Annotated in this window: 14 protein-coding genes and 4 pseudogenes; 8 read left to right on the top strand and 10 right to left on the bottom strand. The window is 61.1% G+C overall.

Annotation, left to right across the window (positions count from 1 at the left end; translation table 11 throughout):
• The first annotated feature begins 47 nt into the window (after window positions 1–47).
• Window positions 48–1,277 carry an NAD(P)-binding domain-containing protein gene (locus NKI52_RS28175; protein ID WP_352693467.1) on the top strand — a complete coding sequence of 410 codons (1,230 nt, stop codon included), beginning with the start codon at window positions 48–50 and terminating at the stop codon, window positions 1,275–1,277.
• 73 nt (window positions 1,278–1,350) lie between these two features.
• Here NKI52_RS28175 and NKI52_RS28170 read toward each other — a convergent pair whose 3' ends face one another.
• From NKI52_RS28170 to NKI52_RS28150, 5 genes and pseudogenes are all read right to left on the bottom strand, one after another.
• Window positions 1,351–1,800 (bottom strand): CoA-binding protein, encoded by a 450-nt coding sequence (locus NKI52_RS28170; protein WP_352645845.1) that lies wholly within the window; start codon window positions 1,798–1,800, stop codon window positions 1,351–1,353.
• Between the two features lie 5 nt (window positions 1,801–1,805).
• Entirely contained in the window at window positions 1,806–2,177 is a 372-nt protein-coding gene (locus NKI52_RS28165) for a 2Fe-2S iron-sulfur cluster-binding protein (protein ID WP_352449195.1), read from the bottom strand.
• Window positions 2,174–3,529: a selenium-binding family protein gene (locus NKI52_RS28160; protein WP_352645692.1), complete on the bottom strand. Its 1,356-nt coding sequence runs from the start codon at window positions 3,527–3,529 to the stop codon at window positions 2,174–2,176. The genes NKI52_RS28165 and NKI52_RS28160 overlap by 4 nt, the downstream gene beginning before the upstream one ends.
• A gap of 815 nt (window positions 3,530–4,344) precedes the next feature.
• Complete coding sequence (locus NKI52_RS28155; protein ID WP_352693463.1) at window positions 4,345–4,641, bottom strand: DUF718 domain-containing protein; 297 nt, start codon at window positions 4,639–4,641, stop codon at window positions 4,345–4,347.
• Between the two features lie 66 nt (window positions 4,642–4,707).
• A pseudogene (locus NKI52_RS28150) lies at window positions 4,708–4,965 on the bottom strand (SAM-dependent methyltransferase); the annotation flags it as partial.
• Window positions 4,966–5,126: 161 nt separating this feature from the next.
• Here NKI52_RS28150 and NKI52_RS28145 point away from each other — a divergent pair.
• Entirely contained in the window at window positions 5,127–6,797 is a 1,671-nt protein-coding gene (locus tag NKI52_RS28145) for an FAD-dependent oxidoreductase (protein WP_352449192.1), read from the top strand.
• A 55-nt stretch (window positions 6,798–6,852) separates the two neighbouring features.
• Here the strand turns inward: NKI52_RS28145 and NKI52_RS28140 are convergent.
• Window positions 6,853–7,101, bottom strand: a pseudogene (locus NKI52_RS28140) (glutathione S-transferase family protein); the annotation flags it as partial.
• 138 nt (window positions 7,102–7,239) lie between these two features.
• Window positions 7,240–7,845, bottom strand: a pseudogene (locus NKI52_RS28135) (enolase C-terminal domain-like protein); the annotation flags it as partial.
• Between the two features lie 320 nt (window positions 7,846–8,165).
• On the opposite strand from NKI52_RS28135, the gene NKI52_RS28130 reads away from it, so the two are divergent.
• Window positions 8,166–8,399 carry a hypothetical protein gene (locus NKI52_RS28130; protein ID WP_023679240.1) on the top strand — a complete coding sequence of 78 codons (234 nt, stop codon included), beginning with the start codon at window positions 8,166–8,168 and terminating at the stop codon, window positions 8,397–8,399.
• Window positions 8,400–8,630: 231 nt separating this feature from the next.
• Here NKI52_RS28130 and NKI52_RS28125 read toward each other — a convergent pair whose 3' ends face one another.
• Window positions 8,631–9,692, bottom strand: a complete 1,062-nt coding sequence (locus tag NKI52_RS28125) for an aminopeptidase (RefSeq protein WP_352700403.1) — start codon at window positions 9,690–9,692, stop codon at window positions 8,631–8,633.
• Window positions 9,693–9,959: 267 nt separating this feature from the next.
• Between NKI52_RS28125 and NKI52_RS28120 the strand changes: the two genes are divergently transcribed.
• Together NKI52_RS28120 and NKI52_RS28115 are read left to right on the top strand one after the other, a co-directional pair.
• A complete protein-coding gene (locus tag NKI52_RS28120; protein ID WP_352700402.1) occupies window positions 9,960–10,619 on the top strand; it encodes a L,D-transpeptidase in 660 nt (219 codons plus the stop codon).
• A gap of 10 nt (window positions 10,620–10,629) precedes the next feature.
• Window positions 10,630–11,142, top strand: a complete 513-nt coding sequence (locus tag NKI52_RS28115; RefSeq protein ID WP_023679243.1) for an OmpA family protein — start codon at window positions 10,630–10,632, stop codon at window positions 11,140–11,142.
• A gap of 268 nt (window positions 11,143–11,410) precedes the next feature.
• Here the strand turns inward: NKI52_RS28115 and NKI52_RS28110 are convergent, their stop codons facing one another.
• Together NKI52_RS28110 and NKI52_RS28105 are read right to left on the bottom strand one after the other, a co-directional pair.
• Window positions 11,411–11,578: a hypothetical protein gene (locus NKI52_RS28110; RefSeq protein WP_352700401.1), complete on the bottom strand. Its 168-nt coding sequence runs from the start codon at window positions 11,576–11,578 to the stop codon at window positions 11,411–11,413.
• A 70-nt stretch (window positions 11,579–11,648) separates the two neighbouring features.
• Window positions 11,649–13,325 carry a winged helix-turn-helix domain-containing tetratricopeptide repeat protein gene (locus tag NKI52_RS28105; RefSeq protein ID WP_352700400.1) on the bottom strand — a complete coding sequence of 559 codons (1,677 nt, stop codon included), beginning with the start codon at window positions 13,323–13,325 and terminating at the stop codon, window positions 11,649–11,651.
• A gap of 88 nt (window positions 13,326–13,413) precedes the next feature.
• Here NKI52_RS28105 and NKI52_RS28100 point away from each other — a divergent pair, with 88 nt between their 5' ends.
• The 3 genes and pseudogenes from NKI52_RS28100 to NKI52_RS28095 form a co-directional block, all read left to right on the top strand.
• Complete coding sequence (locus NKI52_RS28100; protein ID WP_156937426.1) at window positions 13,414–13,722, top strand: hypothetical protein; 309 nt, start codon at window positions 13,414–13,416, stop codon at window positions 13,720–13,722.
• A gap of 21 nt (window positions 13,723–13,743) precedes the next feature.
• Window positions 13,744–13,905: pseudogene (locus NKI52_RS32800) on the top strand (IS91 family transposase); the annotation flags it as partial.
• Window positions 13,906–14,651: 746 nt separating this feature from the next.
• The coding region (locus NKI52_RS28095) for a serine hydrolase domain-containing protein (RefSeq protein ID WP_352700399.1) at window positions 14,652–15,263 on the top strand (612 nt) is incomplete at its 3' end.

Here is a 15,263-nt window from a genome sequence, read left to right as displayed (position 1 = left end):
ACCGTAGACTCTCCTGATGAGAGGGTGCGATTAGTTCCGTCACCACAGTGATCGTCGGCGCGGGGCACGCGGGGCTCGCGATGAGCCGCTGCCTCGCAGAGCGCTCTATCGACCATGTGCTGCTGGAGCGCGGCGAGATCGCCCATACCTGGCGCACCGAGCGATGGGATTCACTGCGGCTGCTCACCCCGAACTGGCAGAGCCGGCTGCCGGGCTTCCGCTATGACGGCGACGATCCCGACGGCTACCGGACGATGCCTGAGGTGATCGACTTCCTCGGGAACTATGCCAAGGCGATCTCGGCTCCGGTCAGAACCCACACGACCGTTACCTCGGTTCGCAGCGACGGGGCGGGATATCTTGTGCGCACGGACCGCGGCGAGTGGCGGTGTCGGACCGTCGTGCTGGCGTCGGGCGCGTGCAACATCGCGCGCCTGCCCGACGTCGCCAGCCGCGTGCCGCCGTCGGTCGCCATGCTGACGGCACAGTCCTACCGCAATCCGGGTCAGGTCGCCGACGGTGGCGTGATGGTGGTGGGCGCGTCGTCGAGCGGCACCCAGATCGCACAGGAGCTGCAGCGTTCGGGGCGTCAAGTGACCCTGTCGGTGGGCGAGCACATCCGGGCGCCCCGCGTCTATCGCGGCAAGGACCTGGAATGGTGGATGGACGCCGCCGGCGTGCTCGACGAGCGTTACGACGAGGTGGACGACATCAGGCGGGCGCGACGGGTTCCTTCGCTACAGCTTGCCGGCACGCCCAACCGCATCACCCTCGACCTCAATGCGCTCGACGACCTCGGCGTCGGGCTCATCGGTCGTCTTGCCGGCATCACCGAAGACGGCAAGGCCCAGTTTGCGGGGTCGTTGCGCAACATGTGCGCGCTTTCCGATCTCAAGATGGCACGGCTGCTCGACCTCATCGACGAATGGGCGCGCGCCAACGGCCTGGACGCTACGGCCGGGCCGCCGGATCGTCCGCCGCCGACCCGTGTCGAGGACAACCCGCCGCTCGGCCTCGATCTTGCCGGAGGCGCTATCAGGACGATCATCTGGGCCACCGGCTACCGGCCGGACTACTCCTGGCTGGAACTGCCGGTCCTCGACCGCAAGGGCCACGTCCGTCACGACGGCGGTGTAGCGGAACATCCGGGCCTGTACCTGATGGGGACGCAGTTTCTGCGCCGCCGCAAGTCTGCTCTGATCGACGGCGCTGGCGACGACGCGCGTGATCTCAGCGATCATCTGGCATCGTACCTCGGGCAAAATTCAATCTGCTAGCAGAATCAACGTCTGAGACTCCAGAGGGAACAGGTTGGTTGCCGCGACAACCCCGAATTCTGCGCCCCTGCAGTCATATTCCCAAGTGCAGCTTTGGCTTCCAGAAGGGGCGGAACAACTCAATCTTGGGACAGCGGTTCATCACCACTTTCAAGCCCGCTTCCTCCGCCAACTGGGCGGCAGCGTCATCGCGCACCCCAATCTGACCCCACAGAACCTTGGCATTGATTGCGATGGCCTCCTGTGCAACTTCCAACAGATCTTCGGAGCGGCGAAAAACCTCAACCATATCCACAGGCCGGTCGATGGCCGCTAGTGACGCGTACACCTTAAGCCCTCGAATCTCAGCCAGACCGGGACTGGGGTTGACCGGGATCATGTCGTAGCCGATTTCGTGCAGCACCCTGAGTACCCCATAGGAAAATTTAGTTTTATCGGGGCTGGCCCCAACCATCGCGATGGTTTTGACCGATTTCAGAATGTCTTGCAGATAAGCCTCCGAATAGGGCTCATCATGATTCATATGGGTCATTTCTTTGCTTCCAACGGGGTCGCAATATCGGCTTTCAATTCATGAGCGGCCAGCGGGTCAAGGAAGGGGTTGCGATAGAGCTTGTCGTGGCTCTCAACGCCGACCTCCAGCGTGCAGTCGCTCATAGGGCGGGCGACGCAGAGGATTATATAGCCATTGTTGATCTGGCGGTTGTTCAGCGCCCGCTGCGCTTTTTGATCGACTTTGCCGCTGATTATTTTGGCCGCACAGGTTATGCAGCCGCCATACTTGCACCCATACGGCAGATCCACGCCCTGCTCGCGCAAGCTTTGCAAGAGGGGTTTGCGGTGATCGACGTCAAAGGCCGCACCGCCTTGATTGGCGAGAATGATGGTGAAGCAGGTCATACCCAGATGTCACTCGTGCAATCACCCCCGGGATAACGGGTTTCGTGGCAGCGGCTTGGTCCATTTGGTTCCTTACCAAAATCAACAACGAATAGCGGATCGATTTCCATGCCGCCGTTTTCCGTATCGCAATTGACCATCAGCATGCATCCGCCATTGGTGCGGATTTCCGGATAGAACTGATTATCCCACGTCGAGAAGAGTGAGGTCGTCACATAAAGGCGCTTGCCGTCGAGGCTGAGCTGTATCATCTGCGGCCCGCCAGTCACTTTCACGCCATTGACCTCAGGCGCACGTCCGAGAAGTCCGCCCATCCACACTTGTCCGGTAAGCTTGGCGTTGTGCGGGTCCGAGATGTCGTACTGACGAATGTCGCCATGCAACCAGTTGCACAGATAGAGGTATCTATCGTCCATGCTGAGCAGAATGACCGAGATCACGCCCGGTATTGGTATCGGCCATTCGGGATGCGGCTCATTGCCGACATCGACAATTTTTTCCCATTGCCAGTCACCCGCCGCGTCCTTCCACCAATGGATGATATTTGCAGAAAGGGCCGCGCCAACAAAGCCGTGACTGCTGTCGGGGTTATGATGGAATCGCACTTCCAGTGGGATCAAGCCATCTTCACCGAGATAGAATGTTTGCTTTGGCTCCTTCTTTTCAAAATCCCAGAAATGGATTTCTCGGCCATATTTCAGATGACCAACCTCTTCCAGGTCAAAGCCAGGCATGAAGGTATTGGGCGCGGCCCATTCCGAGCTGACCATTACGTTGTGTCGCGGCTGGTACCAGAAATCATAACCAAACTTGATACTGCCCATGGAGTTTTCCCAGCGGCCGACAATCTCGAACTCCTTGCTGAGTTGCAAATAGCCGCCGGGGGCATTGCCCTGGGCGTCACCAAGCATGGAAACGATGATGTCCGAGCCGAGGCAATGCACCGTGTGTGGCGCCGACAGGTTAGTCCTGGCTTTGATTTCAGCGCCGTCTATCACCTTGAACAGTGTCGGGCTGCGCGGATCGGTACCGCAATCGACAATATGCAGATTTGACGAGCGCACACCTGGCACGATCAGATATTTCCGCTCCATGCTCGCATCGCCGTGGCACGACGAACAGGCATTCCAGCCCGAGTGATGAAGCTCATCGCCAATACCCGGCATTTGCAAACGCGAAATCACCTGGCTGTAGGTCGAACTCTCCGGGTCGACATCAATGGTGCACAGATAGTCCGGCCTCTGAATGCCCGTGCCGGTGTAGATGGCAATCGTATAGAGCAGCTTTTCGCGAGGTGCCGTCATCGCCTCGGCTGGAGAAGCATAGCCCGGTCCACAGCAATGATTGGTCATGGGTACTTCCCTTTGAACAGATCACTGGCCAGCCCCAAAGGGGCAAGCTGGAATGTTAGTGCATGCTTGGCATTGGCGCTATGGCCGGGGTGGCTTGTGAAGTGCGCACGTGACGTACAACTTGGCGACAGAGCCCCCGTGGGACCACCCAACGCCAGCTTCTTATCCCGAGGGAACGTTGGCGGAGTGATCGGAGAGCAATGCCTGGACCAAGCCCAAGTGAAAGCCCCCGGCTTCTTTCCACGGTTTCAAGACAGTATTCCAGCGGTCGGGAACGTCTGGGTTGGGTCAGTTCGAGACTTCGAACCCCGGATTGGATGTCTGCATTCTCGCGCGTTCTTACCGCAATCGATCGGACCGCTTCCGGCCATTACCTGATCCTCAATCGCAATCGCGCATGGTCATCCTATCAGGTTGAGCTACCATCGGCGCAATGCGTGTTGGGTCTGAGCGGGTGTGCAAAATGAGAGCAAGTCTCCTTGCAATCGCTACCTCGACGCTGCTGAGCGAACCCAGCACTGCGTGCACGATGCCTGGTTCTTTGAGTGCGGAGGAACGAGCACTCGCCGACAGTGTCTTCGTCGGACCGTTGTCCGCTTGGATCATCCGAAGCAGAGAAAAACCGTAGCGCGCGGTGAATCCTCACGCAGCGGGCTGAGGCCATCCAAGCCTCCGGCTCAGCCGCTACAGCCCGTCAGACGCCCGACCAATTACGGCACGAACCTCTGTCGCTTGGCTACATCCGCCAAAACCTGCTCTGCCTTTTTGGTTGATCGCCTGGGAGTTCGGCCGGCCTTCGCGAACTCGAGCCTGCCTCAGCTTACCTCAGCAACGACTGTCCCCGAGACCGGGTCGGTAAGGCCGAGGTCGCCGCCGAGGTCTTCGAGCATATCGCGGAACGTGTCGAGAATACCGATCATCGACGGCCGCGCGGCGGCGAGGCTGTCCATGTCCTGCCACTCGCCGACAAAGCAGAATGTGGGCTCGCCAGTCTTGATCAGGGCGCCCTTGCGAAAGCCTGTCGCGTTGAGCGCGATAGTCTTGTGCGCTTCGACGAAGACCTTTTCTATGCTTGGCTTTGTGCGAAAGCGGACTACATTGTAGGCGGTCATAGCTTCCTCCGATCGATTGGAGCAGCAACCTTTTTGAGCAGCAATCTTCCTGCGGCAGCCATCCTACTACGGGGGGGCCTCCAGCACCATGTTGGACGGCGTCTCCGCGGTGCGGCGGAAGCGGTGAAGCCACCGCTGGTGACGACCTCCCTCAGCCTTGCCTCTCCGGCCTGGGCGCCAGCCCCGGAGCCCGACATCCTGCGCCAGCGACGCGGGCGTGCACACAAAGGCGGAGGCGGCATAATAGGCGCGCCCGACGGGGTTAACAGCCAGATGATCGTGCGCGAACGGCTCGACGATCATCCACGTGCCGTCCGGCTTGAGCGAGCTACGAGCATGCGTGGCATGGCGTCGAGGCTGCCGATCTCCCCCACAACAACGGTACAACAACGGGGAGGTTGCGCTCTCTGCCAAAACGCGGCTCCGCCTCGCTTTTTTATTGATCACGACAAAAAAACAACGCTAACTGGCTCCCGCGAGGGGCCATGCTGACAAGTGATGAAGTGGGAGCGATCCCGTTGTTTTCGGGTTTGCCGGCGGCAGAGCTGGAGCGGCTGGCGCGGACAGCGGCCGATCTTCACCTCAGCCCCGGAGAGTTCGCGATTCACGAGGGTGGAGAGGCCGCGCTGTTTGCGGTTCTCGCCGGCAAGATCGAAGTCCTAAAGACCTTCGACGGCATCGAGCGAACGCTGGGTTGGCGTCTGCCGGGAACGATCTTCGGCGAGGTGCCGATTGCGCTTGGCTCGGGTTTTCCCGGTGGCTATCGCGCCGCCGAATCTTCCCGCGTCATGCGCATCGAGGTTCAGCAGTATTATTCCATCGCCGCGGTTTCAAAGGACGTGGCCCAAAAGGTCAGCGCGCTTGCCCGCGAGCGGATGGGCGGGCTGCAAAGCGTCACTGCCGAGCCGCAGAGGCCGCGCGTCACATTGGTCGGCCATCGCTGGGACACGGCGTGCGGCGAACTGCGCCGGTTTCTGGCCCGCAACCAGATTTCGTTCACCTGGCTGTTGCCCGACACGTCGGATGCCGAGGCTTTCTGGTCTGCCCTCGGCAGGCCGGCTCTCGATGGTCCCGTTGCCCGGCTGGCGGACGGGGAGATTATCGAAGCACCCGCCGTGCGCGATCTTGCCATTCGCCTCGGGCTGCAGACGCGCCCGCGCGGCGCCGAGTACGACGTCGCGATCATCGGCGGCGGACCGGCCGGTCTTGCGGCTGCGGTCTATGGCGCCTCCGAGGGGCTGCGCACCATCGTCGTCGAACGCGAGGCGCCCGGCGGGCAGGCGGGAACATCCTCGCGCATCGAGAACTATCTCGGCTTTCCAAGCGGCATTTCCGGCGACGAGCTTGCCAGCCGCGCGCTGCAGCAGGCAAAGCGGCTCGGCGCCGAAATCCTGGTCACCCGTTCGGTCGCCGGCATCGACCCGACGACGCACGAGGTGGTGCTCGACGGCACCGATGTCGTGCGCGCCCGCAGCCTCATCCTGGCAACCGGCGTCGCCTGGCGCCGTCTTGCCATCGACGGGTTCGACCGGTTGATCGGCAAAGGCGTTTATTATGGCGCCGCGCGCAGCGAGGCGAGCAGCACGCATGGGCAGGATGTCTACCTGATCGGCGCCGGCAATTCGGCCGGCCAGGCGGCGATGCATTTTTCCGGCCATGCGCGCAGCGTGACGCTGCTGGTGCGCGGCCCCTCGCTTGCCGACAGCATGTCCCACTATCTGATCGAGCAGCTCAGGGCGAAATCCAACGTAAAGGTCCAGCTTCGCTCCGAAGTCCAGGCCGTGCACGGCGAGACGCACCTGACGGCGATCGACATTCTCGACAAGACCGGCAACGAGGTGAGCCGGCACGAATGCGGCGGGCTGTTCGTGTTCATCGGCGCCAACGCCGAGACCGAGTGGCTGCCGGCCGACGTAGCGCGCGATGCACGCGGTTATGTGCTGACCGGCGACGACGTGAAGAAGGCCGGGCTCTGGTCGCATGGCCGCGACCCCTACCTGCTCGAGACCAGCGCGCCCGGCATCTTCGCCTGCGGCGACGTACGCCTGAGCCCGGTCAAACGCGTTGCCTCGGCGGTCGGCGAGGGCAGCATGGCCATCGCCTTCGTCCACCAGTATCTGGCCAATGAAGAGAAAGTAGACCGCAACCAAAGCTAGAGGGTCAAGTAACCAGAATGTCATCAGCCGGTCGATGCGGCGTGAAAACCGCCAATTAAGCATCGAAAGCACGCTTGAAGGCTGGCCGCACTTCGCCGCGGGCTACATAAGCGGAGAGGTTCGGATATTCGTTTAGTATACCCGATCCGTTCAACCTGCGCAGCACCGCCACCATCAGAAGGTCACCGGCGCTGAACGCACCATCGAGCCAGTCGGCATTGCCCAGGCGATCGGAAAGTTCGCCCAGCCGGCCACGGATGCGATCCTCGACCATGGGCAGGCGCTGCTTATGCCAGGTCTCGTCGCGGGTCGTCAGCGGAAGGGCAGTTTTCTGACTAGGTCGTTCGAGAACCGGACCGTCCGCATCCAGCCCCGAAACGGTCATTCTGGATGCCAATTTGCGTGAAGCGGTCCGCATGGTGCAGGGTGGCGCAAGCATGGTTCAGTCGAAGAAGCCTGCATCCTCTTCCCGGAGATACTTCCTGGCTGCTTCGGCGTCGATATCGAGGCCCAGCCCCGGCGCTTCCAGCAAGTCCACCATGCTGTCCTTCACGATCTGCGACGGCAGGCCGATTACGAGGTCCTCCCACCAGGGGTCGGAGGCGCTCGGGTATTCGAAGGCAATGAAGTTGGCGGGCAGGGTGGCGCAGACATTGATCAGCGCGCCGAGGCCGAGAAGGCCGTTCGCGGTGCCGTGCGGTGCCATCAGGATCGAGTGCATACAGGCGTGCTCGGCGACCCATTTGAGCTCGGCAATGCCGCCAATATCGGCCGGATCGGGGCCGATGACGCGCACCGCCTGCGTTTCGATCAGCTCCTTGAAATTGTGCCGCAGGTATATCTGCTCGCCGGTATGAATTGGCGTCGAGGTGGCGGTGGTCAGCTCCCGATAGGCCTGCGGATTGACCCACGGCACATAGTCGCCGGTCAGCATGTCCTCGAGCCACATCAAATTGTACTTCTCGACCGCGCGAGCGAACTTGATCGCATCGGACAGCATCCAGCCGGGGCCGCAGTCTAGCGCCAGGCCGACCCTGTCGCCCAGGAAATGCTGGCGCGAATGAATGCAAAACCCGATCGCGTGCGGTTTTCGAAGAGCAATTTGAGGTGAACTTCCTCAGACCACGCCCGGGCGGAGCCATCCCCCGCCCGCGTCGCGGCAGGCAAGCCCGGATACTCGAACGTGTGCGTCCAATCCTCCTGACTCGTTCGTGTCGACATGGCTTGCGATCTCCGACTCAGGCGGAACCCATGATTCACAACCGACCCCAAGGGACACTGTTGCCGCCCATCTAGCCGTATTATCGGTATCGGCGAAGCCGCTGATCTGTGCTAAGCCGCCGCCCGAATAGCCAAAGGAGTACACCCGTGAGCGAGCCGACCGTGGCCGAGGCGACCGACAGCATCTATGCATCGCTCCGGGTGAACAATGCCGACATCGACGCACATATCGCGGCGCTCAAAGCAGCGCTGGCGCGAGAGGGGATAGAACAAGCGGTGTTCGATCCGACCAGGCTGGCGCAGAACAACCGTTCGGGCCGCAAGCTAATGCAGGCTTATTTTCGGCAGCGCGGCGTGAGCGTGAGGTTTTCGGCCTCGTAGGGGCGCACGCTGCGGCGCCACGGCCCGCCGGCAATCATTGTGGTCCAAGATCCCGCAGGGAGTTCAGGCAAGTCCGCTTTTGGCTTCTGTAGGCCGGCATGCGGCTTCCGGCCCCGCCGACGTCAAAGTACCTAGGAAATCGGCCGACAAATGGTCAATTCAATCACCTGCTCCGGCTGCCGAGTACATCAGCGACCGATTCGCCGCTTCTGGCTTGCGGATTTGACCGGATCAATCGCATGAATCTGCCGCCTTGAGCGCTTCGGCGCGGTCAGATTTGTCTAACGCTCCTATCCATCGAACCGACGCGAAGAATCGTGGATAGTCGCCCGAACACAAATCGAACAAGCGGAGAAACGTCGCCACCCGATCGCCGTAGACGGAAGTCGCGGCGAGCTTCGCGTTGTTGATCGGAGAATCGAACCAGACATCGTACCTCCGGTATCCATGCCAGCGACTGTCGCGCATCTCTCGGTAGCGCATCCGCAGCCGTTCGATCGCGGCTATCTTTGCGGCCCGCTTTTGCTCAGAGGTAGCGCTGTCGTCATAGACGTGCCTTAGCTCGTCTCGGGTCTGCGACACCAGCGCAAGAAATTGAGCTCTGCGCCTCCGGTCGGCTTCGTAACGGCGCAAACCGGCAGTATCCCCATTCGCGCGCAGCCATTTTCTTACACCGGTTGTTTCGACAGCGGTAGCGAACGCCTCGTTGAACCCGGAATCGTCCTGTACGTAGACGCGCTGGTGGGCCAGCTCATGGAACACCAGCCCTGCAAGACCCGCTTCATCTTGGCTGAGCATGGTGCTTAGCAGCGGGTCACTTGACCAGCCGAGTGTGGAATATGCAGTGATGCCCGTCACATAGACGTCCAGGCCCTGTCTCTGAAGTTCGACAGCGGTTTCAATCGCAGACCTTTTGGAGAAGTATCCTCGGTACGGAACGCATCCGAACACTGGAAAGCACCATGTTCGTGGCGTCAGCGAGAATTCCGGCGCTGCGAAGATGGCCCATGTCACCGCGTCCCGACCAACGTCAACATAGCTGCGGTAGCTATTGTTGTCCGGCAGCGCTAGTTCATCTATCGCAAACTGTCGGATGGCGCTCGCCGATGCCATTCGAGCGCGCAATATCCCAGGGGTCGAAGGATTGTCGATCAGCTTTCCTACATCCTGCCGCGCCGCCATGATCTCCAGGTGACCCTTCAGGGATTGTGCGTAGTAGGAAATGCTGGTGCAACCTGCCACGCCGGACATCACGATCATCGCAGCAACCGAACGAAAAAAAGCATGCATCATGCCCACAGCATCGCTCACACGTCCGGATAGGGCAAATGTCGCAACTACGCCCGGTCCGAAACCATCGCGCCAATTTGGTTAAGATCCTGGATGGGGTTTAGGCTAGACGTTCGTCCTCGGCAAGATTGTCACAATTCGGTCACACGCCGCCAAATTGCCGAATGTCCGGACACGGCGGCCTGAAGCAACGCAGCATTTTCCACTTTGAGGCGAAGTAATTCTCAACTATGGTCCGCCAGGCTTTTGGCATGGGGGGGAATATTGCCGATGGTTTTATCACGCAGGGATGTCGTGCTCGGCGGCCTGGCGCTGGTCGCGGTGGGTGCAACCGGCAACATTGCTCAAGCAGCGGCGGCAAAATCCTTTTTCGCCGGTACCGCCAGCGACAACAATTTTGTGTATCGCAAGACCAACTTCGCGAAGATCGACAAGAGATGGCATCGCCAGATCGTCAAGTATTTCAGCAGCGAGCCGGTCGGCACCGTCGTGGTCGATACCCGCCACCATTTCCTCTATGTCATCATGGAAAACAAGACCGCCATCCGCTACGGCGTCGGCGTCGGCAAGGACGGCTTCAAATGGTACGGCCGCGCGACGATCGACCGCCGCGCGCTGTGGCCGCAATGGGTCCCGCCCCCCGAAATGCGGAAGCGCAGGCCGGACCTACCGCCCATGGTCGCAGGCGGCGCGTCCAACAATCCGCTCGGGCCGCGCGCGCTCTATCTGCACCGCAACGGCGCCGACACCGGCTACCGCCTGCATGGCACGCTGGAGCCATGGAGCATCGGCACCGACGCTTCCAGCGGCTGCATCCGCATGTTCCCGGAAGACATCATCGACCTCTACCAGCGCTGCCCGATCGGCACCGCGGTGCAGGTCCTGCCGCACATCGCCGACCAGGCGCCCGCTTCCACCACTGTCGAATGATTGGCGCCTCATGAACCGCATGATTGAAAACACCCGCCGGCTGCTCGCCGCCGGCCTGCTGGTGCTGGCCGCATCCTGCTCGACCAGTAACACGCTGGCCCCTTCCACGCCCGACGTCACCAACACCGAGGTTGCCGGCTTCCAGAACGTGCAGCCGGGCAGCGAGGAGGATTTTATCCTCAATGTCGGCCGCCGCACCTATTTTACGCAAGGTTCGGCCGCGCTCGATTCTGTCGCCAAGGCCACCCTCGACACCCAGATCGCCTGGTTAGCAAAGCATCCGCGCTGGCTGCTCAAGCTGCAGGGTTTCGCCGACGACCCCGGCGCAAGTGAAATGGCGCTGTCGCAGCAGCGCGCCGATGCGGTGATGGACTACCTCGCCGCCGGCGGCATAGATCGCAACCGCATGTGGGCCAAGGGCTACGGCAAGGACAGGCTCGTCCGCGAGTGCCCCGACACCGCCTGCAGGTCGCAGAACCGCCGCGTTGTGTCTAATTTGCGCGATGAGAGGGACGAGCCGTAGGGGGCTGCTGTTCTGCTTGTGACCCGAAGCAGAGTCTCACACGCGACGGCGGCATGGCTGCTTTGCGCCTAATGTCGGTCATCTGGCTCGCGTTCTTTGATTTCCCGAAGCGGACGCAGCGGCATGCGTCGCTAGGATAGTAATTGCGGACGCAGCTGTCACTGGTTCAGGCAAGGCGGCAAGTAGACGACCAAGGTCAGTCCGGAATACCGGCACGGCGCAGGAGCGTGACAATCTTATCGAGCACCTCCGCCTCCCTGTAGGGTTCCTAGCGACGAAAGACTTTGAGTGTGAAGCGCGGATGGGCCTGGGGCATTACCGCGATCGTCTCCGCGGCCGCATCAGGCTGGCCATCGGCCAGCCTGGCAAGTCGCAACATAAAACTGAGGAAATGAAGGTGTTTGGTACGCATCGGCGCCCTGAGCGTGAGCGCCACCAGCGCTCGTGGCCCACTTCAAGGGTCGTTTGCAGCCCATGACTTCTGCTGGGCCGCATACGGTCGGCCGTCACTCCGGCAACCCCGCGAACCGCATCTGCTTGATCCAGCGGTCGAGGCTTCCGGGTGCGGTCCAAATCTTGTCCCACTCCCTGCGTTCTTTACTGATGGATTCACTGGGAGTGTTCTGGAGGAAAACCGCAAGCGCTTCCTTTGCCTCTCGCTTGTTTCCTAGACAAGCGTGGATCCCCGCAAGCATGCGCTGTGCGCCGCTCGGGATCCTGGACATTTTCCGCATCGCAGCCAGCGCCGCCCCACAATCGTTCTTTTCCCAGAGCGCCCAGCCCATCTGCCAGTGAAACCAGTCAGGGTGGAAGGGATCGATGCCTTTGGCCTGCTCGATCCGATCGATCGCTTCGTCGGCGCGGCCAACATACAGCAGCACGTTCGTACTCATGACGAGGATATGCGAGTTGCTCGGGTTCAAGGCGATCGCCTGATCGTACTGGGCAAGGGCCTGCTCGACCTCTCCGGCTTCGGTGTGGATGCTGGCGCGGACCTCATGCGCTTCTGCGTCATCAGGAGCGAGCAGGATGGCCTTGTCGGCGTATTTGGCAGCGAGTTTCAACGCCTCGTTCCGGTTGTGTTCCTGCGCGTGCCACCCGAATACCGCGTCATTGCGATAGTACCAGGCCAGCCCGATATAGCCGAACTGGGAGTTCGGATCCTCTTCGATCGCCTTGAGGCTGAACTGCCTTAACAGCTCGTTCCCCTCGGCTGAGATATCCTCTCCGATCTTGGCCCTCCCCATCAGGTAATAGCGGAGCGCGCTGACCTGCGCGGCATCGCTCTGTGGCAACGGTCGCTCGATCCTTATTCCGACCCGATCCGCAAGCGTGCGGATGATTTCCTCCTGGACGACGAAAAGATCGCCAATCTCCCGGTTGTAGGAGTTGGCCCAGACATGTGATCCGTCATGCGCATTCAGCAACTGGGCGGACACTTTCAGCCGGTCTCCGATCTTCTGCTGGCTGCCTTCGAGCAGGTAGTCGACGCCGAGTTCATCTCCAATCTGTCTGGCGTCGATCGGCTTACCGCGGTACCTGAAGCTCGAGTTCCGGGCGATGACGGCATAAGTCTTGCTCCGCGCCAGCTCGGTGATGATCCCCTCGGCAACGGCATCGCTGAGATATCCCTTGTCCGCACCTGCACTCATGTCGTCGAAGGGAAGGATCGCAATCCTGGGCATGTCGCTCGAACGAACGGGAGCGGCTCGCCAGGCTTCCGCGCCGTAGTATGCGCCGATCGCTGCCGCAAGGAGAGCGAGTGCAGCAAGAATGAAGCCGCGCTGCGAGAATCGGGTCCTGGCACGTTCCGTGCCGGCTGCGGCGTTTGGGTCCGCCGCGTCCGATAGATCGGCGTTCAGTCGGTAGCCTCTCTTTGGGACGGTTTCCACCATCACGTGCGCGTCGTCCCCCAACGCGCGGCGAATATCGGCAATGCATTGAGTGAGGCTGTCGTCGGTCACGAAGGTATCGGGCCAAACCGCCTGCATCAGAGCATCCTTGGACACGATTTCGCCCGGTCGCGCCGCGAGCACCGAGAGCACCTCGGCGGACTGGCTGCGAAGATTGACCGCTTTGCCTTCGACGGTTCGGAGTTCTTTGCTTTTGCTCAGGAAGACGAAACCGCGGAACGTGATCGTTTCAGCAGATTTCAGGTCAATTTCAGGGGCCGTTCGGGACATTTCACCTTCCTGGCGCGCTTCCTAGTCTAGCCCATTCGGCCTTCGCCTCCAAGCGACCCCAGCAGCACCGGATGAAACGGAGGACGACATGAATCGCACCAAGCTCATCATCGCTCTGGCTCTTCTCTTGGCAGTGCCAACGGCTGCGAAAGCAGATCCTCAATCTCTAAATGCAACCGCGCATGTAATTTCTCTTGTATTTATCGATGGCCGCATCGATGAACGCCGAGAACAAAAATCTTTCGACACGATCAAAACCTGCCTCGCATGGAAGCACCAGGGGGAATTTCTTCCGCCGCAACCGGGTTCTTTTGCTTCTTTCACGTACTGTGAGCTAACTAACGTTGGTCCTGCTCGGACGGCCAGTATCTTCCAACTTACCCAGGAGGGTCAGTGAGGGCGATCCTCGACTGCCCCTGCCGCGCCGCCCGACGACGGCGACCCCGACGAACCGGACGACTTCCGCCCGCCGTGCCCGTGCTGCGGCGGCCGCATGATCGTCATCGAGCTGTTTGAACGGTGGAGGCAACCGCGCGGACCACCACACGGCTCCCGGTCGACCGGGAGCAGCACGCCATGACCCGGCATGGAATGGTTCAGCCTTCAGCTGCAGGCACTCAGCCTCCGGCAACGGATCGACGCACGTCCATGATGATCCTCGATGCTGAAGAGGTCGCGTCCAGCTGCCGACCAAGCCGACAACACCGCGCGGGGGCGCAACGAAGCGGTCTGTCCGCATTCACCCCAGCGCTTCCCGACGGCGGTCACGCCATCGCCGACGTCTGCCGAAATCCGAAATCCCCATAGCCATCGTCTGCGGCCCGCGGGTTCCTTCCTCGGGGACTTTCGTACGCCTGCCGGCGCCCGAAACTCTTCACGTGAGCCGAACGGCGGCTTTAACTGGTCCCGCGGCAATAACCGGACGGACAGCAAACGGCCCCGTGCCGCAGGCAAGATCGGTGAAGACGAAGCGTCCCGGCCCCTCGGCCCTCGGACTCCATGCAGCAGGCCATAGGGCCTCGCGATGGGCCATATAGCTGGCTTCGATGACTTTCTGGTTGGCCGCCAGCCCGTTGGCGAACAACTCCTGATTAGACGCCATTTGCCGCCCGGCCTTGGAACTTGACGTTCTCCCGCGCAGTCCCATCCAATTGCCGCCCGCGTGGGTAACGCGGATACTTCACCAGGTCCCGAAATCACATGCGCGCAGCCGCCGTCTCTGTCTGATCTTTGGACTTAAACATATCAGTAGAAAATAGCTGTAACCATCTTTCATCTTGCCGCGTATGGTCCGATCATCTGCCGGTGCAAGTTTGAGGACATGCAATGAAGAAGGTCGCTGCTCTCCGGGTACTTTCCCTTGTTACCATGCTGCCCGCCATGGCAGCCGCGCAGTCCTACGTGCCGGAGCTTGGGCCATCGCCGCCGCAGGATGCTGTGCAGCTGTATCCCGGCGGTGTCGAGAAGGCGCTGGCCGCGCTGCCGGACATCGTCAAGAAAGTCGAGGAAGCATCCGACGTTCCCGGCTTCGCCGTGGCGGTGGTGCATGGCGGCAAAATGATCTTTGACGAGGGCTATGGCCTTCGCGACAACCGGGACGACACTTCTAAGGTCAGCAGCACCACCATTTTCCAGGTCGCCTCGGTGTCGAAGTCGATCTCGGCCATGGTGGCCGCGATCGCCATGACGAAGGACCACAGCTTCGACTGGGATACCCCGGTCCGCAAGGTCTGGGACGGCTTTCGCCTCAATCTCGACTATGTCTCGGGCAACGCCACCATCGGCGATTTCTTCGCCCATCGCTCGGGCCTGCCGATGGCGGCGGGCGACGAACTCGAGGATCTCGGCTTCCGGCGCAAGCAGATCGTCGGGAGCCTGTGGATGGTGCCGCTCGATCCCTTCCGCATCTCCTATCACTACGCCAATTTCGGCACGACG

The organism is Mesorhizobium sp. M0590, assembly GCF_040320905.1.
GTDB lineage: Bacteria > Pseudomonadota > Alphaproteobacteria > Rhizobiales > Rhizobiaceae > Mesorhizobium.
This window is presented reverse-complemented; position numbering and strand designations above follow the sequence as displayed.

Excerpts from the sequence above, each read along its gene's own strand:
- NKI52_RS28170 (WP_352645845.1), bottom strand. The coding sequence starts at position 1,800 with ATGAATCATGATGAGCCCTATTCGGAGGCTTATCTGCAAGACATTCTG.
- NKI52_RS28165 (WP_352449195.1), bottom strand. The coding sequence starts at position 2,177 with ATGACCTGCTTCACCATCATTCTCGCCAATCAAGGCGGTGCGGCCTTT.
- NKI52_RS28160 (WP_352645692.1), bottom strand. The coding sequence starts at position 3,529 with ATGACCAATCATTGCTGTGGACCGGGCTATGCTTCTCCAGCCGAGGCG.
- NKI52_RS28155 (WP_352693463.1), bottom strand. The coding sequence starts at position 4,641 with ATGACCGCCTACAATGTAGTCCGCTTTCGCACAAAGCCAAGCATAGAA.
- NKI52_RS28145 (WP_352449192.1), top strand. The coding sequence starts at position 5,127 with ATGCTGACAAGTGATGAAGTGGGAGCGATCCCGTTGTTTTCGGGTTTG.
- NKI52_RS28125 (WP_352700403.1), bottom strand. The coding sequence starts at position 9,692 with ATGATGCATGCTTTTTTTCGTTCGGTTGCTGCGATGATCGTGATGTCC.
- NKI52_RS28120 (WP_352700402.1), top strand. The coding sequence starts at position 9,960 with ATGGTTTTATCACGCAGGGATGTCGTGCTCGGCGGCCTGGCGCTGGTC.
- NKI52_RS28115 (WP_023679243.1), top strand. The coding sequence starts at position 10,630 with ATGAACCGCATGATTGAAAACACCCGCCGGCTGCTCGCCGCCGGCCTG.
- NKI52_RS28105 (WP_352700400.1), bottom strand. The coding sequence starts at position 13,325 with ATGTCCCGAACGGCCCCTGAAATTGACCTGAAATCTGCTGAAACGATC.
- NKI52_RS28100 (WP_156937426.1), top strand. The coding sequence starts at position 13,414 with ATGAATCGCACCAAGCTCATCATCGCTCTGGCTCTTCTCTTGGCAGTG.